Here is a 24,881-nt window from a genome sequence, read left to right as displayed (position 1 = left end):
ATAGTAATGAATTATTTTTTAAAATTGAAAACACTTTTCTCTTGAATTCCATTTTCTATACTGCCTCCTACTAACTTTACTATTTGCTCATCTTCATTAAGTTCTACTGTATATTTTTGCTCGCCGTACATTTCAATTGAAGGTGTTACTTGAAAGATACTTACCTCAGAAAGTTTGTTGTTTTTATAGTAGTACTTCTCGAAATGAAGGTCTGCGTCCTCTTCAAAAATAACTAGACTTCGTTCATACTTAACAATATTTCCATCATTATAAGTACATTTTGATACTACATTTATCTCTCCGGTGTTTGAAAATTCTACTGAATAAATAATATCTTTTTCGTAAATCAAATATTCCTCATCAAAACGACTAATTGGTGTAGTAAACTCATTTACGCCTCTTACCCTTATCAGCCTGTCTTGATTATCGAATCCATATTCATAAGAATATTTTCCGAATTCAGGTTTCTTTTTCAACAGTCTCCCTCTTTTAGCATTGCCAACGATTAAATCATAAATGGGGCTTGGGCAGTAGTATCCTCTATGGATAGTTTCTCCGCCCTTTGAATATTCAAATTGACCAACTTCCCTTTCTGTTAAATTCCGTAATTGCGAAAGATTACTTTTATATTCATTTTTAATGTTTGCTAACTCTGAAATAGTCTCTTTAAAAGCACTCAATTTCTCATGATCGATTTCTATGTGTAAATTTCTTCTTTCATCGGCAATCAATTGTTTTAATTCATCCATCATACGTTCAAATTCTTTCACTTCATCACCCTTTTGAAATGGTTAATTTATTCTTCCATAAAGAAACATAAAAATTTTTATTATAGGGAACTAACCCCGTTACTTAAAGAATACCAATCTAAATTTAAGCAAAGTTGTTTTTATAATAATTATTTGTTTTTCATTATAAGTAGAGTATCTTTAATTTGACTTGGCGCAGATTCCAGGACAATCCCGGTCCAGCAAATTTTTACTTTTTGACCTTTTTCAAAATTTTTGTTCAAGACTTCATTGATAAAGGATACATCATAAAACGACCGTTTTGATGCTCCAACATCGGAACAGTATTTCTTAAATATGTTATAGACCATTAGTTGCTAGTTTTTTAAGAGAAAAGCTATGTTCCTTGTATTTTAATTATTTAATTTTTGATATGAAATATATTACAGGCAAAAAAGAAACTAGAAATACGATTAGCGCAAACATAAAACCAAAGAAATCAAAATAGTATCCGAGGAACAGAATTGTAACGAAGAGTGTCGAAAGATAAATGAACTTCGCCAAAAATCCCTCCTCCTTCTCTTTTATATTTATCTAGAATTTATAGTGTATTACAGCAGTTCCTTGTAGAGCAGTCAATGGAAAAGAGGTGTAAAAATCGTTATTCGATGCTTTATATTTGGCCTTTGCGAATACTCTTAATTTTTGTCTTTCCTCTAAAACTACTCTGCCCTTCGTTTAGCTTAAGAAGAAAAAAGCCTCCATTATCACAATCTTTTCCACAGATTTTGTAAGGAAATCCGTTCTTTAAATAAAAAGACAAACAGGTTATTTGCACCTGTTTGCCTTTTGCATGTAATGATAGAGTACCTGACAGCTTCTGTCCCTGGTAGGGTGAGATTAGGATTCATTCGCCGCTGCAGAAACTTCTGTCTGCCAGTCTTCTCCAAACTCCTCGTCTACTACAATATTATAGATCTTCCATTTACCGTCTGTATCTTTTTTCAGGTAAGCCGTTCCGGATGCATTAATATTCATCGTGAAAGACATGTCTGGTGATGTGAACGATACTTTATATTTCAGACTGTCAACACGCACTTCTGCCAGCCGTTTTCTGATTGTCACAATATCAAGCGAATGGACGCCAGTTTGTTCCATTGAGATAGTGCCATCTAATTCTTCAACATCATCAACCAGTGCAATGCTTTCCAATGAATAAGACAAGTGGTAACCTGTTGTCGTCTCGCGGTAAAGTGCTTCCAGTGCCTGCATGTTTTTTTCTTCCGTCAACTGAAGTTCTTCTTGAATGTTGCGATCCACAACTTCTCTGACAGCTGCCATGTCTTCTGCCATGCCTATTTCTTGATGAAGCGCACGGTCAATGATCGCAATGGCTTGGCCGCGGGTAGCATAATTATGTGGCTTGAACGTATCGCCGTACCCCTGAACAATGCCGTTAGCAGCTAATTTGACAACCGCTTCATATTAGAACTAGTTCAGAACAATGATACGCAAACCGCGCAATGAAATGCTGCCAGTTTTAACAAATTTCAAGCAAAAGTGATTTCCCTCTGGATTTAAGTGATTTTTAAAGAAACCAAAAAGAAGCGGCATTTAACTTTGAAAGTGTTAAATATCGTTTCTTTTCATGTTCAAAAGGATAGTCTCACCTTTATTTAAACCATGTTCATCAATATATTTATATTATGAAGAGAAAGACAACAATCTATGTGGAAACGGTCGCGGTTATGTGCCATGTACGGCCCCAGTCTAATTGATACGTTTTTCACTCATGAGATCACTGACGGTTCCTAGTTGGTACCCTTTCCCCTTAATATCCGCTATCATGGTCTTCAGCCCCTCAGCAACCGGCTTTGTAGGATGCATAAGAACCATTGAGCCATTCTCAACTTTTGAAACCACTCGACTAACCATTTCTGAAGTTGAAGGTTTTTTCCAATCAACCGTATCGACCGTCCATAGAATGGTTTTCATATCAAGTTGGTCGGCTACATTAACCGTTACCTGATTAAAGCTTCCGCTTGGTGGTGCAAACCACTTTGGTTTTATATCGAGGGTTTCTTTAATGACATCATTTGTCTTTTCCAATTCTTCCATGGTTTCAGCCTCGGAACGCTGTTGGAGATTGGGATGACTATAAGCATGATTACCAATTTCATGGCCTTCTTCACCAATCATCTTAGCCAGATCAGGGTTCTTTTTAACCCAGCTGCCATCAAAGAAAAATGTTGCTTTGGTTTGATGGTCATTTAAAACTTCGAGGATTCCCGGGATGTATTCATTCCCCCAGGCGACATTGATTAACAGAGTCACCATAGGTTTTTGAGGATTGCCTCTATAAATCGGTTCGGGATCTAAATCTTCTAAATGAACATTTGGCGATACTTCCTTATAAACGACTTTGTTTGCATCAAACTTACCGCTTGCCTTCATTTTTTTATAACTGGCTTTACTATTTACCTCCAGCCCATTGTACCCGGGTATCGCTTTCCATATTCTGTCGACTTTTGCATCAATTGGCTTAACCTTATGCTTTTTGCTGTACGCTTCAATTTTTTTATAAAGTCCTTCCTTATCCATCCTTGCGGAAGTTGGGATGGCACTTCTGGCATCAGACTCTGTGGGCACAGCTGCATATGGGTTAGCAACGTTTCCCAGCGTCAACACTAACGCACTCGCAAGTAACATAAGGTATATGATATATTTTCTTTTCATCCTTCTCCTATCACCTTGTATCATTGAAAACCCTCCATTTTGTATTTGGTTAGTACTAGGTTTCCCCTTCGCCGGAGGACTATGCTACATGGGATTTTAAGCCTTCTTCATTCCCTTCATCCATTTTGGGATATAAAGTAAAAAGGCGATTTTCCCTATTACAAGAGGGAAATCGCCTTTTGCTTTCTCCAGCCATGTTATAGTTTTTGCTAACCAGTGCTAGCAAATTTAATTTTTTCTTCTCCTGTTTTCAACTAAAGGCTCTCTTACTGCTAGCCAACCGAACCAAAGGTTTAGAAGTATTAATCCACTCCAACCTAACCATTCTCTGATTTTTTGCTGTTTCTCTGGTAAAACTAGTTGGTCTATACCCGGTCAATGAATGTGCAAATAACCGTCAGTAGTGTTTGATAGTGACTGATTCTCTACACCGACCTGCATTGTAACTCCTTTTAAAGGCATTTTTTCCATCACCTTAACATGTGCTGGAGCTCTAGATTCAATTAACTTGCCATCCTTATAAACATCCGCCCAGCCCCAAAGTGCAATGTCTGGTTCCATTTCTGGCAAGTGGCTTGTTCCAGTCTTGGTATCACCATGCATTGGTTGATTATATACAACTCCAAACCACGTTGGGTCTCTGCCGTTAATATGGTTAACCATAGGTTCGGTGATTATTACTTCATAACCTGATTTATCTGTTGAAAACTTTGCCTCTACTGTTAACTCATCTATATTCTGAAGTGAGGACCCGCGATCTCCCTTATCATTAACTTTTATTGAAATCGTTCCGTTAATGGGCTTAGTCTTTTCAAAGTTATATGGATCAGGACCGGTAACAATCACCCCCTCACCTGAAGCATTGACGCTTGCCGGAGATCCGCTGCTATCAGTCGTCGCCAAACTCTGAGTAGGTAAACATAACCACTAATAAGATTAATGAAATTCGTCTCATGACAGCTTTTCCCCCATTGGCGTAAACCTTCTTGTGATCAATAATCCAATTAATGCGGATGCTAAGGCTCCTGGAAATGTCATAAACCAGAGTTCATTATAACCAAGGTAAATCGGGGTATTTCTTGGCAAACCCAAAGGACCAAGATACATGTTGTATGTTAGCCATAATAAACTAAGCAAAACAGCTCCGCTTAACAGTCCCTTTGTATCTAAGCCAACATAACTGTTCCACAAGAACAAGAAAACAAACGCTAGAATGAGTCTCTGCAGGAAAAAAGTAAACCCAGGGTAGACACCGAATATAAAAGCTTGTGTTATTAATCCGTCAAGAAGGAGAATAATAACGGCCGTTATAAGGGAAAAGACCGCGATTTTCCTTGGCTTAATGCCCTCCATAATTTCTTTTATGTGGACCCGGCGACGCCAAATCCATAATGCGAGCAAAAATCCAGCAAGATAATGTACGAGATAGCCAGTCGTCCATATATCATAATGAGAAAGCCAAAAAGGCTCTTGTGGAAGACCGACAGGGGAAAGGAATTCATAGTATACTTCCAACGTTAAGGCCTGAATGGCAATCAATACTATTCCCTGCCAAATACCAATACCCAGATATAGAAGTTCCAAGGCTGATAATCATCGTAATTAAAAAAGCATCTGTAACCCAGTAAGTCCATTAAGGGTCGTTTTTCCAGAATAGTCCATGGCCAATCGCGGCGTCCAGGAACATGGCAAGGACCCCTGTCAAGATGCCGAATTTAATTGCCCCATTCGGAGTAAGAAGCATAATAGGAATACCCCCACTTAGTTTTTATTATCCTTTCCTGTGGTCGAATAATTATTCATTTTATAAAATGCGCATCGGGAAAGTCGTTTAAAAATCAACTTTTGTTGAACGAAAGTTCCGTTAATTCATTAAGGAACATCACTTGTCTATTGTCGAGTTTCAACATACTGTGACATACCAGCACTTTTTATTTCTTCAATAAAAAATCTCTAATACATTAAAATTGAAAGTGTTGGTACAATAGTATAATGATTTACCTTCAAGGTGAAAGGGGTTTAATTATGTCTGTTACAGAACTGGTGCTTAGACTTGCTATTGCTTTTATTACTTTATTGGCTTTAACAAGGCTTATAGGAAGAAAAGAAATTTCTCAAATGACTTTTTTTAACTTTATATCCGCCATTTCAATCGGCACTATTGGCGCTTCCCTTGCCGTTGATAACTCATTAAGCATTCGTAATGGACTGATAGCATTAGTGGGTTGGAGCGCTTTTACCATTTTTCTCGGATTTTTAGATATAAAATCTAAAAAGGCCCGTTATGCTATTGTAGGACAACCAATCATTCTTATTAGAAAAGGCCAAATCATGGAAGACGCTCTTCAAAAAGTACGACTAGATATAGATTCTTTAAACGTTTTATTACGAAAGAAAAATGTATTTTCCATTTCTGATGTTGATTATGCGATTTTTGAAACAGACGGCACCCTCTCTGTAATGAAAAAAGAAGCAAAGCAGCCTTTAATTAAAAGTGACATGAACATTCAACAATCTAATACTGATGTTTTCCCTATTTCTATGTCTGTTGTTTCTGATGGGAAAATTAATACAAAGAATTTGAAAAAGTTGAATCTTGATAAGAAATGGTTAGACGAACAATTGCAATCGGCCGGCATTCATTCTGTTTCCGACGTTTTTTACGCTGAAGTTCAAAAGGACGGTACATTATATATCGATAATAAAAATGATGTTCTTCATTAAATTCAATAATTTTCCTCTTTTTTAAACCTTCATCCTGCGTAGTTTGTGTCAAGTATGGAATACTAAACAAGATGATTTTTATTAAAGTTTCTTTTAGCTGGCTTATTTTAACAAGGAATAGTTATATTCATCGTCATTAATTATTCTATGTAATTTAATAAATTCTTCGGAAATGGAAATAAAGTGGCTATTCTCGCCGTTATGTAAGCCTCTTGCCGTCCCGTCAATCTTTCCCATCAATTGGGCTTGTTTCTTTCCAATTTCCCAACAAAAAAGCTCACCGTTTGAATCATATCTATCATAAAAGTAAGCATATTTCCCTCTAATGCATATAGCATTCGAACCGTGTAGTTTTTTGGGGACTTTATAAGAATTTATTATTCTTGATTCAGGGAAAACCTGTAACAAAGGAAATTCAGTATAGGGGAATAACCATATGGACGATCCGTTTCCTTTACAAATAGCATAACAATCAGCTATCCATGGCCTATCCAATAAGTCGGAGTGATACCTGAAAATGATGTTACCAGAAAAGCTGAATAATACTAAGCCTTCTGTTGATATTCCATCTCCAAAAACGCCTTCATCAAAATAACTTATCCAAATACCTTCTTTACTCACTTCAATACCTTCAATCCCATCTCCACCATTAAATGAACTTAGAATTGTTCCGGATAAATTTAAGATAAAAACATTATCTTTTTGCGATTCATTCCTTGGATTGGCAATGACAATTGTATCCTTATCAATCCACCTTACCATCGGAAAACCCAATTTAATATTTGGAATAAGGAAATTATCATTATTTAAACGTATCATAAACTGTCGTTGTTCTTTTAAAATTACTACTAGCCCATAATTATCTTTCCAATCTGCGTTAATGATTTCATATGAACCTAGGTTAGCGGCTGATTTTGAAAACACGATAGTATCATATATATATTCACTCAAAGAAAGCCCTCCATATTTCTTTTTCTGCCTTTTACCATAATTATCGATTATCAGAAGTTCACTAGTCCTTTTTATTTGTGATATTGAAACTTATCCAAGAAAGACCGGATATTTTAGGCTCTGCAGCTATCCCTCCAAAAGAACAATAGCCATTTTCGTACTCATCCGGTCCTATTACACTCCAATCAATGGAAGAATAAATTCAACAAGTATAAAAACCTAAACTTTTTGTCTCAATTTATCTATCACTTTAAGAACTTCCCCTCTATTTTTTGACCGTTTCATCCACGCTGGCAGCCTGCTCTCCATACTTAAATAATATAATTCAGAAGGCCTTAAATGCTTTTTAATATATTCTTCTATATGGTCAAGGTGTTCAAGGTTAAAGAACCATATGTTATTCCCGCAACATTGCGCTTGAAGATATAAAGACAAACCAAAATACCAGTCAACTCCTTGTTTTTCATCAAATAGTTCATGGTTAAATGTCCACAGATTATTCCAGCTTCTTTTTGGATGTATATCTTTTGTCAATCCGCATTTACTGCATACTAACCGCTTGGATTCGTGTCCTGTATATCTAGGTTCATTCTGACCTTTTGCATTACTGGGAGTAAAAATCCTGGCGCAGCTGCTACATCTAGGACAGTGAACGAGAAACAAATCTGAATAAGCTAGTAACGATCCACCTACACCATTTAGCATAATTGATTCTCACCTGCTTTTTCTTAAATTTCTAATATTATTATAAGCTATCATCTATGAGCCGATCTCATTAAAACAAAATGAATACTACTCAAGAATCCTATATAATGACAATAAACTAGGGAGGAGATTAAATGAACAAGGAACAAGAAGAAATAGTGGTAAGATCCTTTTTTGCTAAGAGACTTCAAGAAAGGGTTATATTTGAGTTGTTTTCTCCTAAGAGACGAGAAAAGGCATTACATCGTCTTAACCATGATTACAAAAAAACTCTTCGTGAGGAATATATGATGGAAATACCGAAACCCAATTCCTCCCCTATGGAAATTGCCAATTTACTAAAAAAGCATGGGGCAGGAAAGCAATGTTATGTCATTTCTTTTAATGATAATATTGATGGTAAAGAGTTACCTTTACTTACTGCTCTAGAACATGCAGTAGGTTATGGCTTCCCTTCTATCGTTTCATGCATACCAAATTTTGAGGCTGAACAAGAGTATGGTGCTCCGCCAAGATATATCCTGAAGAGAGAATCTTAATAGACAGCATTCGCTCTTCAACATACAAATCTAGTTCACATAGCCACTTTCACAAGAAATAAACCATAACAAAATCCCTTGGCGCCCAAGGGGTTTCAAAGTACCCGTTTTTCATCATTTATGCAATCTCTTGTTCAACTAACGCACCGGTTAGCACAATAAGATTTTGGTGAAGATTGGTACATCAGTTCAATTTCTATTTTTTCTCTTCCCAAGTTTCCATTAATTGATTGTGCATCTCTCTTGGCTTTTCAATAAAAAACCAAACTAATGAATATGCCGTTGTTGGCATGATTTTCTTATGGCGAATCCTTATCTTTTCGTGGTTTGTATAATGAGGGTAAATCACAGTAGACTTTATTCCAGTTAAATATCCTTTATCGAACCTAATGTCTTCAATTTCATTCCAGTAAATTTTATTCTCTTTTAGGTCAATGATAATTCCCTCATCGTTCCAATAAATTCCCTTTCCTTCTCTTCTCTTTCTCCATAAATAAAAAGAATATCCTAAAAATAATAACGAAAACATAAACCATAAAATTATAAAGTAAACTTGTTCCGAAAATTTAAGGCTGAGTATATCGTCAAAATTCAAAAGAGCTCCCCAAAAAAGAAATAACCCCAACGTCATTAAAATCATGATGGAATACCAAGGAGTTTTATGTATTTCCATTATCCGCACCTCCCTGCCTACAATGTGAATTCTGTTCCGTTAGTTCAAGAAGAACTATTTTTTAGGGCCGCCGACATAGTTAGTTTTGCCATTCCAAAAGTCATCAAGGCTGTTCCACCATTTCAGCGATTCTTGCTTTAAGCAATTCTTAAATACATTAGGATTAATGTTATTATTTAGTGATATAGTTTGTATGTCCTCCAATAAACCAATGGTTACTGCTTCTTTAACATCATCATCACCATTGGTATGCAATAGTTCAATAACCTCAAACAACTTCGGATATTCGTCTATCTTTTTTTGTCTATATAAATCAACGAGGTAATTAGCGAAATCGGCTAAATCACAATATAATAGGTACTCTTCTCCTCCTTCATAATTCCCTTGAACATATTCTTTCCATCGTTGTTTATATGAAGGACATGCTTCAATTAATAAATCCATTACTTCATGTCTTTTAATTTGATTTTCCATAGAGAAATTACCTCGGTATGTTTATTTTATCACTACTAACCTGCTCTGTTAGTCGTACAAAGATGGCTGCCGGAACTTCAAGTAAAACATCCGGTAATTCAATAATGGGCTAGATGTTAATCTGCCATAAATTTGCTGCGGAGTCTGCTATACTACTTTTATATATTAATGTGGAGAGTGGTGGATGAAATGAAAGCTAAGGAAATTCTTCAAATGCTAGATGATTGTGCTGAAGATTTCAATTTCCCTGTACTGGACAATTATAATTTTGATCTAGCCCAATGCAGATTATCTGTTTTTCGAGATATAGACAAATGGTTAATTGTATTTGAAATTGTGGGCGTGAATAAAAACCAAGACATATGTAATGACCTTTACGTTTACAGTAATGCCACTCAGCAAAGGGGAATCATTATAAGTCTAGATGATATCGTATCCTTAGCTAATGAAGAATGGTGGTATGATGACGAGGACAACTTTATTGTAAATCCGTTCCATCTAGAACTTCTTGTCAATGGAGAGTCTCTTATGCTAAGCCCTAAAGCAGAAGAGTATATACAACTTGGAATTAAAACCGAGCCATTTACCCCAACTAAACTCATTCGTTATTTGAGTTCTAAATATAAAGAAAAATTTTGGTTAGGAATTCCAGACTTGTTAAATGAAATCGACATAAACATTAAACCTACGCTATTTTATCAAACAGAGGAATGGGGACATCCTGATGAAGAAAAACCAAGCGAAAACATATTCTTTCAAAGTCTGGCGAAAGCAATTGAACTAAATGATGTAAGTGTAATAAGGTCCTATAAATCAAATATTCATTGGTCCAACTGGACATGGAGTGATTTTGAAAACCAAGAAGAGGATTAACTTACAATTTCCGATAACAGATGCCATGTTAAAAAGCCACTTTTTGCAAGGTGGCTTTTCTTCCTTAAGACCTTTCTGAACTTAAACATCCGTTAGCTGAATAGCCCATTACCTTTAATTGGTATTTTCTAATATATTTCGTATTTTATCCGTATAAATTTTATCTAAGTGTTCGGTACTGTATTCAAAATTCTCCATACTTGACACTTTGGGAATATCCATGTTTACAAATTGAATGTCAAGTTCTTCAATGATAAAATACTCATGCTCATCATTTTTTACTCCACCCACTTCAGCTAAATCGATTTTTGAACCATCATCTAATTCTATAATGTAAAAGAAATCACCCTTTGAGTGCGTAAACGGTAAATATAGTTTTTTGCCATACACTCCTGTGTTAACCTTTACCACATCGTTGTAGCTATATTCCCTACCCTGTGGAGAAAGAAATGAATAATCTATAATCTTATTATTTGTTATTATAGTAACAGCAGAAGTTATGATGTATATCAGAACTATATTGAACGTTATGAAAGTGGAGAGAATTTGTTTTCTATGCTTTTTAAAAAGGCTATTCAACGTTTTCCTAAACCCCTTATGAAAAATGTAGAATAGGCCTCCAAAAAGGTACAATTCATAAATGAACACTAACCTAGAAGCGGGATATTTAAAAGCCCACATCATATACTCTGGAGGTACAAATAACTTTTCTTGAATTGCTACTATCAATATATAAATCCCCATTGTTAATATAACTATGGCAATTAATGAAAGAATATAAAAAATAATTGATTTTAACTTTTTCAAATTCAATACTCCCATACTGCTTAATTTCCCCGAACAATTTATTAAATTTATTGAATAAGACCTGATGAGCTTCTATTAGCTGGTTTTGTTGAATAAAAAACCTTGTATTATTGTACTTCGATGACAAAAGTATAAGATGAGTCTCCATTTGACCATACAGCGTTAATTTCAATTACATACTTTCCTTTTTCCGATGGTAAGGTTATTTGGTGTTGATTCAAAGGTAATTCTTCACCACGTTTTTCTTCTTCCCACAAATAAGCGTGTAATTGTGGTTGAGAGCCATCATTAAACTTTATATTTGCTACTGAACTTTGTTCAACTATTTTCGCTTTCATATCTTCAGCTATTTGAAATGGTGCAGCAGCATCAGCATTAACCGTGCGATTAGAGAATAACCCCTTTGTTTCCCATTGATAAGTGCCTTTAGCTGTTTCAATATTTTCATCATTTATTTTTACTATCGCTTCTGGTGGTTCTTCCTTGGTTTCACTTGAACAACCCACTACTATAAGTAAAAACAACATTAATATAGCGAATAAATACTTCTTAATTTTCACGTCAATACCCCCTTTTTTTCCTTTTAGACGTTAACTATTTATGAATGTTACATACCTTATTCAACAACCATTGCCCTTTAACTTACAAACCATAGTAATAAGTTCCTGTTCCTAATAAGAGTAAAATGTAACCAATTAAATACTTTCTACTTTTTTTACACTCCACCCAACCCCAATTAAAGCAATTACTAAAATAAATAAAAGACCATAATATGTGGTCTGGGACTGCTCTTCTAATTAAGAACTTGTTAATTTATTTAGAAACTGTCAGAAAGGAAAGATCTCTTGTACCTTTGAAATCTCCTGTACATTGCTTGAGAACATAATTATCGGCGCCATTTTCTGTTTCCATTGCTATGTCTTCACAACTGTATTTCTCTACAAATTTCTCATCAACACTGCTGGAAACATGAATATTGTTCTTTTTAGATGTTAGGGTCATTACCCCGCGTTGCCCTTCTACACCGTACTCAATATAATTTACAACATCGTCCTTGTTGATTTTTGCCCGTTTCATAAACGTATTGAGAGCTTCTAAGTTCTGAATATCGTCATGTTTATTCACTACTTCTGCAATAGCATTGTCATTAGACTGAGTAGCACTATCGTTAGACTGGCAACCTGCAATAATAAAAAAAGAAAGTATTATTCCAAACAAAATACGTTTCATTTAAGCACCTCTTATTTTTATAAGTCTTGTTTTTCCCAAAAAGCCAATAATTTAAAAATTTAAATCGCCTGTATCGAAAACGCCTTAGATCTTTAAAGGTCTGAGGCGTTTTCAAGACAACAAAATAACTATTATGCTGCGTTACATTAGGAAGATAAATTTTATATTTTACCGTATGTCTTTATACAATTTATACTGGTTAACTTATTATGGCTGATATCCTTGCATCGAAATAAAAAAGAAGAAGATTAAGTAACCAACTCCAACTGGAATAATGCTAATTAAAAGCCCTATTCTTTCCCCCCTCGTTTTAGTATTGCTCAGCCAGAAAGCATATCCCCATAGGATAATGATAAGAAGAGGACATGCGAAGAATGGAATGTAGCTGTCAACAAAGGCCGTATTTTTATCCCACCTTACATCGATGGGTTGACCTTGAGATTCCTCCCACCGCCTTTCCTTGCCTGAAAAAAAACACGTAAGAAAGAATACAATAGTATAAAATCATTCCAAACACAGAGCCTAAAAATAATCGCACAATAAATCTCCTCAGTAGTTTTTCTTTTTTTCTCTACTTCTCCTTTGCCATGCTTTTCAATTTCTAATATCTCTCTTAACTTGACCTTAACACGAAATACTAGAACAGTTAATTTTTTCTGTGCACGCATTTTTTATTAATGCGATCTTCTATATTGAAATTAGACAGCCCAAAGAATTCACGAATTCTTTGGGCTGTCTTTCAACAAACACAACATAATCAGATTTATCGGTAACGAAAAAGGATCTCCAATTGGAAGATCCTTTTAGCTGCTTATTGAATTACAGCACCCGATCGTTTACGTACAAAATTTCACAAGTTCAAAATAACTTACTTAACAACCTCTATTGCTTATAGCAAAGGAACAAAAAGTTCTCATGGTACAATTATTAAGAGGTGTTTTATGTTCTAATATCTCCTATGTTGCTGCACAAAGTAGACAACCCTTGAATTAGAGGTGTCTCATCAATTGCTATCTGCGATAAATCATTCCGCATGGCAAATCCATCCCGCAAAAAGTCCAGTAGAATAAAACCTGGTTATATTTGCGAATCCAGACTTTTCCAATAGCACGGTTGGTTAGATCTTGTAATAATTGATCCCAAACTTCATATGCCCAGTCTACTTCTTTTTTTGTAACGGTTAATATATTCTTATAAGCTTCATACTGGATTCCTTTGTCTTTTGATTCTAAATCATCAAAGTAACCTTGAACTTTTGCATCCATTTCATCAACTCCTATACAAATTGATACAACTTTTGATTACTCAAACGATTTTTAGCCTTTATAGCTAATTTTTCCTTTCTCAACTAATTCCTTAAGCCCCATAAACATTAAATTCCAGCCGTGTTCAGATCCATCGTGATACTCTCCAAGAGCTTTTTCGATATCAGATTTTGTCCAATTTTCTTCGTGTGGAACGATGATATTTTGTGAAAATGTCATTTCACAGCCTTGTTGTATTTCTTTTAGCTCAACTGTAATGGTATCTTCTGATTCGCTAAACTGTGGCATTTTAAAGGTAAACACTAATTTTTTTGGAGGGTCAATTTCAAGGTACTCTCCAATCGCTCGATAATCTTTTCCATCTCGATGATCAATAATTTCCCAAGTACCTCCTACTTGCGGATTATTTTGTGTCACCTTATTTGTCCCTTCCAATGTAAAGAACCATTTTCTCATCATCTCAGGGTTCAGCCATGCATCAAAAACCCTTTCAGATGCTACATCAAAATTTCTTGTCATTGTTAAAGTGACTGTTGAATAGTCGTTCATTATAATGCTCCTTTATGTCATTTAGTTTTCTTTAAATGGTTCTATATAGTTGATTGATATAAAGCTCGAAGTCCGGACCCAGGTTTTCATTGTTTTCACCGATGATTTTACCTTCATATAACGATTTCCCTGTGCGTAAATCACGGATAAAGATCGAATGGCCGTCAGAAACACGATTCACCATATACAGTTTACCATTTTTAAGCTGGAAAAACGGGCTGTCTTCATCATTGGCAGAGTTCGCAAAACTAAAGTTTAAAGGATTTTCCCATTGTTCCTTTTCAATATTATAACGGTTCATCTCCAAACCGGTGTCTGAAGGAACAGGAATGAATATATCAGCCCCATGAATGGCCATCAAGTCAATATATGGTTTTAATTCATTAGGAACCGTCCATTCCTCCACTTGCTTGGTGATGTTGTTATAAAGATACATTTGGCTGGAGATGAGTTCGGGCTCAGTATATGCATCGACATCCATTTGATCCTTATATTTGCCTACCATATATAAATAATAGTTTTCGGTTTGAAGTATATCGGAATCATTAAATATACGGATACTGGACATGATTCCCTCTTCCGGCTCTGCTTTTGCAATGATTGAATCGTTTTCGAATTCTTTATTATTTTCATCGACCGTATAAATGCGAAGTTCCTCTTCGCCATTAATAAGAGAGCCGGTTAGGAGGGTTTTTATTTTCCCATCTTCTGCGTATATATCATTCACGTTCATCCAGTTGTAGCTGGCTTGAACTGGCGTATTGATTTCAAAAGATGAACGTTCATTTGTTTTTTTATCGAGAATATCAATCTTAAAGGTTAAGGGACTTCCCTGGATCACTTTTCGTCCATTATCCGGAATGCTAGTGTAAATCAAACGTTCTCGGTCTTCAAAATAATGACTTGGGTTCAATTCTTTGCCGCGCATAAAATTACGGTGTTCTTCAATTAATTTTTGAAACATCGAAGTCCCATAAGTATTTACATTTATCAATGCTTTAATATTAGACTGATTCATCATATCAGTCGTACCATCCTTTGAAATATCCAGCCAACGATTAATATCACCATTCTTATAGGCCACTTGTAAGATAATATTTTCTATTTCTTCCTCATTGCCGCTGATGGTTTCTATTCTAAAGGACAATTTGGTGTCAGCAGCCATTGCTGCCTGGATATAGAAAGCACCGATTGTAATAATTATAACTAAACTGATCAATATGGTTTTCCAATATTTTTTCAATGTGATCCCCCCTCAGACCTTGATTTTATATTTTAGCAAATGATTAGCTATCCAAATTGCACTTACTAAAACGATGACACCTGTCACCAGTTCCATTACAAAGATTTCGATCGGGTAAAAATAGCCCCTTGCAAAAAAGATATCCAATGATGCCGGCGCAAAAAAGACAATGAACGAAAGAATTCCATAAACGCTTGCGAGGAAGACTCCTTTTAAACGGTAACTCCGCTCCAATAAAATGGCGGTGAATACGACCGATACAAAAATCAGTCCGATTCCATAAATAAGGATAAATTCAATAATTGTGTTCGGATAAAGCCAGACCATTAAACTTAGATTAAAAATTTCATGAAATGGCAAATCCGTCCGAAAGTCGGCAGGCACAATACTTTTTAATATGTGCATTTCGATTGGAATCAATAAGATTTGCAAGGCAATAAACCCAAGTACAAAAAACATGATAGCCGTCAGTTTTGCGAAATATATATTAATCCGTTCGACCGGCAACATTAACAATCTGTAAATGAACGTATTTTTTCCAAACCAGTCCCGATACCAAATAAAGAAAACATAAATCATCAAAGTTGCGCTACAAAGCACGATTGGCAGCATAAACCATCCAGAAAAAACGATTTTGGAAAAGGACAAGCCCCCGAATTGCTCAATGAATTGGCTCTTCGGCATTAGATTTTCATAAATCATCCGATTTGCCTCATTCATATATCTTTTTGAGACAGCAAATGAACCAATGATTTGAGAAAGAATTGTGATCCCAATTAAGATCAAGTACATTTTGAAAAATCGATTCACTTCAAAATTAACGAGTTTTAAATAACTTTTCATCCTTGGTACACCTCCCGCATCACATCGACGACCGATTTCCCTTCATTCTCACGTACTTCTTCTACGCTAAATTCCTTTAAAACTTCACCGTTATCAATGAGCACTGCTCTATCAATCAAGTGTTCAATATCATTAATTTCATGAGTTGTGATAACCACGCCGCGGTCTTCAATCAAATGGCTCGTAAACACATCCGCAATCTGTTCACGGGTAAAAATATCGATTCCGGAGAATGGTTCATCCATCAGTAAGTAATCCACATCCAGTGCCAAACCTAATAGCAGATTGACTTTAGCCGTATTTCCCTTTGATAAATCGGAAATCCGTTCTGAAGCATCCAGCTTGAAAAATTGCAGAAGTTCCTTTGCCCTTTCCGGATTCCAGCTTTTATAAAAGTCCGCCATGAACGTGAAGGCATCGACAATCTTCATTTGCGGCAACATCGTGATGGCATCGGGAATAAAGGTGATTTTTTCAAAGCTTTCCTTCCGGATTTTTTCACCGTCAATCAAAATTTCACCGCTATCAATCGGAGTGAGCGCCATGATGGCTTTCATGATTGTCGTCTTCCCGACCCCGTTTATACCGATCAGGCAAGTGATTTCACCTTTTTCAGCAGTAAAGGAAACACCTTTTAAAACCTGTTTCCTGCCGTATTTTTTCTTGACATTTTTTACTTCAATCATTCTGATCCCTCCTCTTCTCCGCTTTCGGTATCATACTTTTCCTTAACCAGTTCTAACACTTCGGAAAGTGGCACGTTGATGGTTTTGATGGAACCGATAAAATTCTCAACCGCTTCGACGATCAATTCCTCACGAACCCTTTTAAGGACCGCTTCATCTTTCGTAATGCGGCTCGGCATATTCCCCTCGGTAAAAACCAATCCTTGTTCCTCCATTTCCTTATAAGCTCGTTGTGCGGTATTGGGATTAATCTTCAGCTGATTGGCCAGTTCCCTTCTTGATGGAATCTCCTGGCCCGGTTCAAAATAGCCCCTGGCGATTTGTTCTTTAAAAAGCCGGATGACCTGCACATAAACCGGATCCCGATTATTAAACTTTACATTCAATCGACCCAACTCCCGGAAAATCATATTTTTGTGTATTAACTAATTAATACAGATGAAGCATAATCATGGGCTATGTACAGTGTATTAATATATTGATACAGAACTACCCAATAAACTGTTGCCGTTAGTACCGATAAAACATGCAGCCATTGCACTGGCTAATCAACTTTATGTATTAAGCTTTTAATACACTATCCGTAAAAAATGTATTAAACAGTCAATAAGCTCATCGAGGTGTATTATATACTTAATACACCTTTCATGTTAACCTATATTCAATACGTTTAGTTAATAGCTCTATTCCTTTTGTCCTTTCTCTTTGTTCATCTTTTTCTTATTTATATTAGGAGTACTACTATCGTTTCGGAATTTTGTACGCTAGGAGAACTTCAACCTAAAAAAGTCGAATTCCTTACTATGCTAAGGATTCGACTTTTTTAAAGAAGGTTCTTAACAGTTATAAAAATTGACTAGTATCTATCCTAGTGGAACTTTTTCCCTTAACCTGCTTTAACGTCGCTACTATAAGAAAGCTAACAATCACTAATAAGAGCCATGAACTCACCTTTCCTAGATGAACGAGACTCCATGCATCGGTTTGGTTTGGATATTCCCAAGCTCCAAAGAACGTTGCGATATTTTCGGCTACCCATATAAAAAATCCGATGAGCACAAAAGAAAGTGCGAGTGGCATGCGGTAACGAGTTCCATCAACCTCGTATGTGACCCATGATTGCCAAAAGACGATAATGACAAGTCCAGATAACCAAAAGCGGACGTCAATCCAATAATGGTGGGTGAAAAAATTCAAATAAATCGCAGCTGCAAGAGGGACAACTACCAAAAACGGCGGCCACTTAACTAGTTCAACCTTAAGCCTCCTCCACGCCTGGCAAAGATAACTCGCTACACTTGCGTACATGAATCCGCTATACAAAGGCACTCCAAAAATCTTGAAATATCCTTCCTCTGGATAAGACCAGGAGCCCATATGTACCTTGAAAAGTTCAAGAGCAAGTCCAATAAGGTGAAACAATGTGATAACTTTTAGTTCATCCCGTGTTTCAAGCCCAGAACGCGCCATCCACCACTGCATGAGAAGGCAGATGATGAGCAGCCAGTCATATCGTGGCAGAAAGGGAAGTGGCATGATTTGTGTAAAAGCCAAAGAGGCAAAAATAACGACAGGAAACAAACATGATAGGGCCTGCTCCCAACCAAAACGAACGAGTTGTTTTAGTGCTCTCATGATTTGTGCCTCACTTTATTAATCTTGAGTGTCTTCGTCCCTTTTGTATTCTAAAATGTCTCCAGGCTGACATTCTAAAGCCTTACAAATCGCCTCTAAAGTTGATAATCGAATCGCTTTTGCCTTTCCATTTTTCAATATAGAAAGGTTAGCCATTGTTATTCCAACCCTCTCCGAGAGTTCTGTTACGCTCATTTTCCTTTTAGCCAGCATCACATCAATATTGATTATAATTGCCATTGTTTTCACCTCAGACTATTAAGTCATTTTCCGATTTTATATCAATCGCTTCTTGTAAAAGTCTTTGAAGAACAGCAGCGAATACTGCAATTACCATTGAAGCAAAGATAGGGACCATTCCTATTATTATGAGACCTGGTGCATCGTCTAGCTCTGCTACGAGATAAACAAATGGCATAATTACCACATACAAGCCACTGATTGTCATTGCACAGAATTTGATATTTTTTAGAGCTTTAACAGACAATTCAGAGAAAGCTTGGTTCTTGTCAATATAGCTTAAAAGTTTAAAAGCCTGATACAATGCAACGAAAAACGGTATTACTGATACATACATACCTATTAAAATGGGATATAGTATATGGGCATAATCTGGATTTACTGGATTATTAGCTAACCAAGGCAACCCAAATATACACAAAGCAAGAACTGGAGTTCCAATAAGAAAAACAGCCATCCTTAAAAATAGTGTTGACCCTCGTTTCATAAAAAGCACCTCACTTATTTATTGTCAGTTTGAATTTAACACAACATTTATCGTTTTGCAATAAATAATTACTGATTCTAATTATACTTTTATTGTTATGGAAATATCCCTTTAATTTTAGACAAAGATAAAAAGCATTCCTCGTTACACAGAATGCTCCATAACTTTAAACTATTCAATTTATAACTTGTTCAACTCCCTCAGTTTAATACGATTTTCTGTAGAGCGTTCAGGTGAAGAATGCGTTTTTATTTTGAAAGGACAAATGACAATCGCATTAGGGGATACAGAATATGTTTTAAGCGAAGGCGACTCGATTCGTTTTAAAAGTACAATCTCCATCGTTTTTTTAACCTCTCACAAGAAACAGCTTTATCCATCCGGGTCATGACTGGGCGAGTGGTGTAATGCAGAAAAAAACGGAACTGAGCTAGCTGCCATTTTGTTGAATGAAGAGTATTTTTAAATAAAAAAGGAGAATGATTAACTATCCATTCTCCTCTTTCATTTCTGAAATTTACTTTATCGGCTTGCCGGAATGCCCGTTTCGACTGTTTCGTCAGGTGCGTTCTCTTTCCTTGAATTAAGTTTAAGAAAAGCGAGACAGCAAACGATGCCGAATGCAACAAGCAGCCAAACAACTCCACTGTATGATCCGTTAAAAAGGTCAATCATGAAGCCGATAGATAACGGAGCGACGAATCCCGAATTTGCATACCTAAATTAATCATTCCGACAGCTGATCCGCCAACAGCTTCCGGCAGCTGTTTGATTGGCAAGCTGAAAATAATAACCGACAGGACTGCTGCAAACATTGGCAATAGAGATTGATAGATGACTACACCCGTAATTGTTTGAGCATTAAACATTAAATAAACCATACACGCGATTCCGATTCCGCTGGCGGCCCCAAGCCATTTTTCATTGCCGGATTTCACTTTATCCAATATATAACCGGCTAAGAGGAAGAAAGCAAAGCCTGTTACGGCAGGAATCATTTGCAGCACACCTAAGACTTGTAGATCAAGACCGCGTTCATTCACTAAGTAAGTCGGCATCCAAGAGGCTGTTCCCCAGCTAATGAAACCATATGCAAAAGAGGCGATCATTAAACTCCATACTATTGGTGTTTTTAACAATACTTTAAATGCTCCTTTAGCCGGAGGTGCAGACTGCTCAACAAGCGGTTGTTCGCTCTCTTGGCGTTGCTGCTCTTTCTTCGGTTTTAAGTAGAACCAATACAATAAACCGACTAAAGACCCGCATACACCAATAACGACGAACATCATCCGCCAGCCGATTTGAAGAAGCATCGTTGTTGCCAGCAAAGGAGCAGCCACACCAGCAACCGTAAGTGCAGAAAGATAGAAAGACATAGCCCGGGAACGTTTTTCTTGAGGAATAGTGACAGAAATCAATTTGGCTCCGGCCGGGAAAAAGCTTCCTTCCGCCAGCCCGAAAATAAAGCGAACAGCGATTAATGAAGCCAGAGACCATGCTAAACCAGTTAAGCCGGTGAAGATGGAAAAGCCAATAATAGAGATAAAGAGCACTAACCGGGCACCGAACCGGTCCGCTAGCCACCCGCCGGGAATTTGCATAAACGCATAGCCTAAGAAAAAGATGCTTAAGATCAGTCCCGTTGAAGAGGCATTCAACTGCAGGTCTTTTGATATGTGTACAATCCCGTAGTTAATAAGAAACCGATCCAATCCGGAAATCAAGTTCCCCATAAATAGTAAAAATACAATCATTTTTGGATTAAGACCATATGTGGATCCGTTCAAATGGATTCCTCCTAAAGTTTATTGGCCCATGAATAACTCCAGTATGCCGGACATTCAATGTCACATCTTCGACAAGGTCATCAACTTCTGTGTGTGCTCTAAACTTAAGAAGTTTTTATCGTTTCATGTCCATAGACCGGCTCTCCGCCAATATAGGTAGCGAGAACGGCAATGTCTTTAATCTCTTCATGTTTGACTGTTGTAGGGTCTGCCTCTAAAACGGCAAAATCAGCCTGTTTCCCCACTTCAATACTGCCTGATACACCTTCAGAAAAATTGAGCTTCGCCCCATAAATTGTCATTGACTTCAATGCAGTTATAACATCAATACGTTGCTCAGGACCAAGAACTCGCCCTTCCTTGGTCAGGCGGTTAACGGCTGCCCATACAGAAAACAATGGGGAAATTGGTGTAATCGGACAATCGGAATGGAGAGTAAACAGCAGATCCGACTTTACCGCATCAGCAAGCGGACTAATGCGCCTTGCTCGTTCTGGTCCTAAAAAGATTTTTTCATGCCGGTCTCCCCAATAATAGACATGATTGATAAAAAACGAACCGGCTACTTTAAGCGCTTTCATTCTTGCTATATCCTCATGTGTAGCTGCTTGTACATGCTCAATGCGGTGGCGGTGATCGCTGCGTTTATGTTTCCCTAGAGCATACTCATATGCTTCTAATATCGATCCGATAGCACGATCGCCATTTCCATGGGTAGCAATTCGGAAGCCACGCTGATGAAGATCTGCCACCTCCTCATTGAACACTTTCTGCGAGTGAATTAGATCACCGTAAACATCGGAATTTTGATAGTACGGCTTTCGCAGTGCCCCAGTCAGCCCTTGGATTGAACCGTCCTGAAACATTTTTGCACTGTCGAGTTTAGCCATGCCGCCGGACCGCTCCTGAATTTCTTTATCCAATTGAGCCGCCGTATATCCACCAAACGCTCCTCCTTCACGAAGAAGGTGATGCATAATCATTAGCTGTGTCCGTATAGGATTAATGTCTTCTTCCGCTGCTTTCAAGTGTGCAGCTAAATCATCAAGACCAAAAATCGCGGCATCCGAATTTGTCGTAATTCCTTGTGCCACGTAATCCTTTGCAGCCTCACGCAGAAAACCTGTCATATCTTCTACTGTCAGTTTAGGCGTCTCGTTCATCACCGGATGCATCGCAGCAGATTCATACAGCACCCCGTTCAGGCGCCCCTTCTCATCCCGCCCGTAATGGCCGCCCTGCGGATCAGAAGCATCGTCCGCTAAACCTCCCATTCGCAAAGCCAGCGAGTTAGCTGCAGCCAGATGGCCAGAAGTATGCATAATAAGAACAGGGTTATGGGGAGCCGCTTCATCCAAATCCGTTCGTGTCAGATGGCGCTTTTCATGAAGCAAAGTGTCATCATAACCATAGCCTTGAATCCATTGTCCATGCGGTATTTCTTTCGCTCTCGCCCTGATAGCCTCTATTATATCCTTGATCGATTGATTAGGAGGCGTACCGCAGTTTAGCTGTCCTTTCATTTGGCCGTATGCCAAAATATGATTATGAGTATCAATAAAACCCGGTATCAGTGTCGCTCCCTTTAAATCAACAACATTTGTCTGGGCTGTTATTTCAAGGTCGCTTTTAGACGGCTCCCGTTCCTTCCAAATGCCGACAATCCTGCCGTTTGCCACAGCTACAGAACCGGCGCAACGATTGTGGCTATCCAAGGTCAGCACATTCGCGTTCTTAAATAAAAGATTTGCTTTACTCATTTACAATCCCCATTTCTTATATGGATTTGAGCCCAGTTCACTCGATCTTACAAATACGGCCATTGACAATACAGCTGCTTCACACAGAACTTGGCTGTTTCCCTTACACTCTCTCGTTTGAACAGCCTTTTTTCAGGTTTAATGCGGCAACCGCTCCTTTCATTATTTGCTTAACACCTCATGGAAGTCCTGTAAATTTAAGTTATTAATATTTTAACGTCTAAATTCTCAATATTCAATGAATTTCCAACAAATATTCATCTTACTAACTCGTAAATGTTATCGGAATTTTGAATAAATAATGAAAAGTAGAGGGAGCGGAATGCTATTATAAAGCAGCTGGATAAGAACTTATCAGAAGGCACCGTTAAAAAGCTAAGCCATTTGTATAATAAGCCTATTATACAAATGGCTTGTAAGATCAGCTTTTAATGATAACGCATTTCAATTACTCTCCAATCTCAATTACACACGCTTTTTCACGTGAATAATCCATCACTGAATCCGTGCCATACCCGCTTTCTTTAAAGCCGCCAAACGGCAAGTCTGCCCCTACCCGTGAATAAGTGTTTACCCATACATTTCCGGATTCGATATTCCGAATCATACGATGGGCAAGGTTAAGGTTCTTTGTCCATACCCCTGCTCCCAGGCCAAAACAAGTGTCATTGGCAATAGCTACAGCCTCCTCCTCTGTCTCAAAAGGTATAACGACCGCGACTGGCCCAAAAATTTCCTCTTGGCAAATACGCAGTGAATTACTGTTTACCTTGAACAAAGTAGGCTCCACCCAGTAACCGTCAGACAGCTCAGCCTTTTCTGGAACAATGTTCTCCCCTCCATGCCGGCCGCCATAGACAATCTCCCCGCCTTCTTTTTTACCTAATTCGATGTAGGAAAGAATTTTTTCATACTGGTCCTGGCTTGAAAGAGGTCCCATTGTACTGGCTGGATCCATGGGGTCGCCAACCTTTATTGTATTTTTCACTCTTTCCGTTATTCGCTCTAGCATCTCATCAAAAATAGTACGCTGAATAAGAATTCTTGAGCCGGCTGTGCATCGTTGACCGGCATTGCTCGTATAGATAGCATGAATGACTCCATCAACCGCTTTATCTAAATCTGCGTCTTCAAAAACGATGTTAGGTGATTTCCCGCCTAACTCAAATATAGATGGTTTTGGGTGCTGAGCACTGGCCCGGAGAATAGCACCAGCGGTTGACCCGGAGCCGGTCATGCTTACTTTATTAACCCCTCGATTAGCCACTAGGGCATCTCCTATTTCCCTTCCCAAGCCGGAAATAACGTTTAATACACCTGCAGGAAGAATTTCACCAAGCAGCTCACCATACCGCAACGAAGAAACAGCAGCCTGCTGCGAAGGTTTAATGATTACTGTATTGCCTGCGGCGAGAGCGTAAGCCGCTTTTATAGTGAATGTAAAAAGCGGGGCATTCCATGGCAGGATCCCTAACACTACTCCGAATGGTTCTCTTAAGGTGTAGCCAACACTGTTAGGCCCCATTTGAACTGTTTTTCCCTGACCGCACTCTTTACAAGCTCCGGCAGCGTCATACCAGACGGATTTTAAAGCTTCAGCCAGATACATAGCCACGCCAATCACATCTCCGTTATCCCGGGTCTCTAGTTTGGTCAATTCTTCAGCATGCACGGAAATAGAATCCCCAATGCGCCTTAAATAGCTTGAACGTTCTTCAGCAGAAAGGGCAGACCAGCTCGGGAATGCATGACGAGCTGCTGCGACAACTGTTTCTACGTCTTCCTGAGTACTGAGCGGGATCTGCGCCCAAGCCTTCCCTGTTGAAGGGTCAACGCTTTCCATCGTCTTTCCCGATGAAGAGACTGTTAATCTGCCACCAATAAAGTTTTGATACTGTTTCAATTCTTGTTTTGTTTTCACTGCAATCCCACCTTTTAGTATTATA

At 37.7% G+C, this 24,881-nt stretch carries 28 protein-coding genes and 1 pseudogene; 4 read left to right on the top strand and 25 right to left on the bottom strand.

The annotated features are described in order from the left end of the window. Positions 1-11: 11 nt before the first annotated feature. From F9802_RS02765 to F9802_RS02745, 6 genes and pseudogenes are all read right to left on the bottom strand, one after another. Complete coding sequence (locus F9802_RS02765) at positions 12-770, bottom strand: hypothetical protein (RefSeq protein ID WP_152149589.1); 759 nt, start codon at positions 768-770, stop codon at positions 12-14. Between the two features lie 858 nt (positions 771-1,628). Then, positions 1,629-2,081 carry a hypothetical protein gene (locus F9802_RS02760; RefSeq protein ID WP_225435165.1) on the bottom strand — a complete coding sequence of 151 codons (453 nt, stop codon included), beginning with the start codon at positions 2,079-2,081 and terminating at the stop codon, positions 1,629-1,631. Between the two features lie 48 nt (positions 2,082-2,129). Beyond that, positions 2,130-2,198 (bottom strand): annotated as a pseudogene (locus F9802_RS20185) (S-layer homology domain-containing protein); the annotation flags it as partial. Between the two features lie 300 nt (positions 2,199-2,498). Then, entirely contained in the window at positions 2,499-3,464 is a 966-nt protein-coding gene (locus tag F9802_RS02755) for a polysaccharide deacetylase family protein (protein WP_152149775.1), read from the bottom strand. 375 nt (positions 3,465-3,839) lie between these two features. Continuing rightward, on the bottom strand, positions 3,840-4,310 hold the full coding sequence (locus F9802_RS02750) for a hypothetical protein (RefSeq protein ID WP_152149588.1): 471 nt from the start codon (positions 4,308-4,310) through the stop codon (positions 3,840-3,842). A gap of 105 nt (positions 4,311-4,415) precedes the next feature. Beyond that, positions 4,416-5,003, bottom strand: a complete 588-nt coding sequence (locus tag F9802_RS02745) for a hypothetical protein (protein WP_152149587.1) — start codon at positions 5,001-5,003, stop codon at positions 4,416-4,418. Between the two features lie 486 nt (positions 5,004-5,489). On the opposite strand from F9802_RS02745, the gene F9802_RS02740 reads away from it, so the two are divergent. Next, the gene (locus F9802_RS02740) at positions 5,490-6,188 is read left to right on the top strand and encodes a YetF domain-containing protein (protein WP_152149586.1); all 699 of its coding nucleotides are present in this window, start codon (positions 5,490-5,492) and stop codon (positions 6,186-6,188) included. A 102-nt stretch (positions 6,189-6,290) separates the two neighbouring features. Here the strand turns inward: F9802_RS02740 and F9802_RS02735 are convergent, their stop codons facing one another. Both F9802_RS02735 and F9802_RS02730 read right to left on the bottom strand, forming a co-directional pair. Beyond that, positions 6,291-7,139 (bottom strand): TetR family transcriptional regulator, encoded by an 849-nt coding sequence (locus tag F9802_RS02735; protein ID WP_225435154.1) that lies wholly within the window; start codon positions 7,137-7,139, stop codon positions 6,291-6,293. A 219-nt stretch (positions 7,140-7,358) separates the two neighbouring features. Continuing rightward, the gene (locus F9802_RS02730; RefSeq protein WP_152149585.1) at positions 7,359-7,844 is read right to left on the bottom strand and encodes a hypothetical protein; all 486 of its coding nucleotides are present in this window, start codon (positions 7,842-7,844) and stop codon (positions 7,359-7,361) included. A 134-nt stretch (positions 7,845-7,978) separates the two neighbouring features. Between F9802_RS02730 and F9802_RS02725 the strand changes: the two genes are divergently transcribed. After that, positions 7,979-8,383 (top strand): hypothetical protein, encoded by a 405-nt coding sequence (locus tag F9802_RS02725; RefSeq protein ID WP_152149584.1) that lies wholly within the window; start codon positions 7,979-7,981, stop codon positions 8,381-8,383. 196 nt (positions 8,384-8,579) lie between these two features. Here the strand turns inward: F9802_RS02725 and F9802_RS19855 are convergent, their stop codons facing one another. Next, entirely contained in the window at positions 8,580-9,056 is a 477-nt protein-coding gene (locus F9802_RS19855; RefSeq protein WP_225435152.1) for a hypothetical protein, read from the bottom strand. A gap of 54 nt (positions 9,057-9,110) precedes the next feature. Beyond that, complete coding sequence (locus F9802_RS02715; RefSeq protein ID WP_152149583.1) at positions 9,111-9,530, bottom strand: DUF7674 family protein; 420 nt, start codon at positions 9,528-9,530, stop codon at positions 9,111-9,113. 189 nt (positions 9,531-9,719) lie between these two features. Here F9802_RS02715 and F9802_RS19505 point away from each other — a divergent pair, with 189 nt between their 5' ends. Further along, positions 9,720-10,403 carry a DUF7003 family protein gene (locus tag F9802_RS19505; protein ID WP_191991735.1) on the top strand — a complete coding sequence of 228 codons (684 nt, stop codon included), beginning with the start codon at positions 9,720-9,722 and terminating at the stop codon, positions 10,401-10,403. Between the two features lie 114 nt (positions 10,404-10,517). Here F9802_RS19505 and F9802_RS02705 read toward each other — a convergent pair whose 3' ends face one another. The 12 genes from F9802_RS02705 to F9802_RS02650 form a co-directional block, all read right to left on the bottom strand. Continuing rightward, a complete protein-coding gene (locus F9802_RS02705; protein WP_152149582.1) occupies positions 10,518-11,210 on the bottom strand; it encodes a hypothetical protein in 693 nt (230 codons plus the stop codon). A 107-nt stretch (positions 11,211-11,317) separates the two neighbouring features. Further along, positions 11,318-11,770: a hypothetical protein gene (locus F9802_RS02700; protein ID WP_152149581.1), complete on the bottom strand. Its 453-nt coding sequence runs from the start codon at positions 11,768-11,770 to the stop codon at positions 11,318-11,320. Positions 11,771-12,023: 253 nt separating this feature from the next. Continuing rightward, the gene (locus tag F9802_RS02695) at positions 12,024-12,440 is read right to left on the bottom strand and encodes a DUF4362 domain-containing protein (RefSeq protein ID WP_152149580.1); all 417 of its coding nucleotides are present in this window, start codon (positions 12,438-12,440) and stop codon (positions 12,024-12,026) included. Between the two features lie 1,010 nt (positions 12,441-13,450). Continuing rightward, on the bottom strand, positions 13,451-13,705 hold the full coding sequence (locus F9802_RS19500; protein WP_191991734.1) for a hypothetical protein: 255 nt from the start codon (positions 13,703-13,705) through the stop codon (positions 13,451-13,453). A 51-nt stretch (positions 13,706-13,756) separates the two neighbouring features. Further along, positions 13,757-14,254: an SRPBCC family protein gene (locus F9802_RS02685; protein ID WP_152149579.1), complete on the bottom strand. Its 498-nt coding sequence runs from the start codon at positions 14,252-14,254 to the stop codon at positions 13,757-13,759. 31 nt (positions 14,255-14,285) lie between these two features. Continuing rightward, positions 14,286-15,497, bottom strand: a complete 1,212-nt coding sequence (locus F9802_RS02680; RefSeq protein ID WP_152149578.1) for a hypothetical protein — start codon at positions 15,495-15,497, stop codon at positions 14,286-14,288. A gap of 12 nt (positions 15,498-15,509) precedes the next feature. After that, complete coding sequence (locus F9802_RS02675) at positions 15,510-16,340, bottom strand: hypothetical protein (RefSeq protein WP_152149577.1); 831 nt, start codon at positions 16,338-16,340, stop codon at positions 15,510-15,512. Next, a complete protein-coding gene (locus F9802_RS02670; protein WP_152149576.1) occupies positions 16,337-17,026 on the bottom strand; it encodes an ABC transporter ATP-binding protein in 690 nt (229 codons plus the stop codon). Before F9802_RS02670 ends, F9802_RS02675 begins: the two co-directional genes overlap by 4 nt. Continuing rightward, positions 17,023-17,412 (bottom strand): GntR family transcriptional regulator, encoded by a 390-nt coding sequence (locus tag F9802_RS02665; RefSeq protein WP_152149575.1) that lies wholly within the window; start codon positions 17,410-17,412, stop codon positions 17,023-17,025. The genes F9802_RS02670 and F9802_RS02665 overlap by 4 nt, the downstream gene beginning before the upstream one ends. 457 nt (positions 17,413-17,869) lie before the next feature. Continuing rightward, entirely contained in the window at positions 17,870-18,661 is a 792-nt protein-coding gene (locus F9802_RS02660) for a DUF817 domain-containing protein (RefSeq protein ID WP_152149574.1), read from the bottom strand. Between the two features lie 18 nt (positions 18,662-18,679). Beyond that, on the bottom strand, positions 18,680-18,901 hold the full coding sequence (locus tag F9802_RS02655) for a helix-turn-helix domain-containing protein (protein WP_152149573.1): 222 nt from the start codon (positions 18,899-18,901) through the stop codon (positions 18,680-18,682). A gap of 10 nt (positions 18,902-18,911) precedes the next feature. Then, a complete protein-coding gene (locus F9802_RS02650; RefSeq protein WP_152149572.1) occupies positions 18,912-19,388 on the bottom strand; it encodes a DUF2975 domain-containing protein in 477 nt (158 codons plus the stop codon). A 187-nt stretch (positions 19,389-19,575) separates the two neighbouring features. On the opposite strand from F9802_RS02650, the gene F9802_RS02645 reads away from it, so the two are divergent. Then, a complete protein-coding gene (locus tag F9802_RS02645; RefSeq protein ID WP_225435150.1) occupies positions 19,576-19,779 on the top strand; it encodes a cupin domain-containing protein in 204 nt (67 codons plus the stop codon). Positions 19,780-20,059: 280 nt separating this feature from the next. Here F9802_RS02645 and F9802_RS02640 read toward each other — a convergent pair whose 3' ends face one another. The 3 genes from F9802_RS02640 to F9802_RS02630 form a co-directional block, all read right to left on the bottom strand. Next, on the bottom strand, positions 20,060-21,175 hold the full coding sequence (locus F9802_RS02640; protein ID WP_152149571.1) for an MFS transporter: 1,116 nt from the start codon (positions 21,173-21,175) through the stop codon (positions 20,060-20,062). A 104-nt stretch (positions 21,176-21,279) separates the two neighbouring features. Then, positions 21,280-22,935 carry an amidohydrolase gene (locus tag F9802_RS02635; protein ID WP_152149570.1) on the bottom strand — a complete coding sequence of 552 codons (1,656 nt, stop codon included), beginning with the start codon at positions 22,933-22,935 and terminating at the stop codon, positions 21,280-21,282. Between the two features lie 448 nt (positions 22,936-23,383). Further along, a complete protein-coding gene (locus tag F9802_RS02630) occupies positions 23,384-24,856 on the bottom strand; it encodes an aldehyde dehydrogenase family protein (RefSeq protein WP_152149569.1) in 1,473 nt (490 codons plus the stop codon). Positions 24,857-24,881 lie beyond the last annotated feature (25 nt).

The organism is Bacillus aerolatus (genome assembly GCF_009183655.1).
Taxonomy (GTDB): domain Bacteria; phylum Bacillota; class Bacilli; order Bacillales; family Domibacillaceae; genus Pseudobacillus; species Pseudobacillus aerolatus.
The sequence above is the reverse complement of the archived record's forward strand: the minus strand, read 5'-3'. Positions and strand labels throughout refer to the sequence as shown.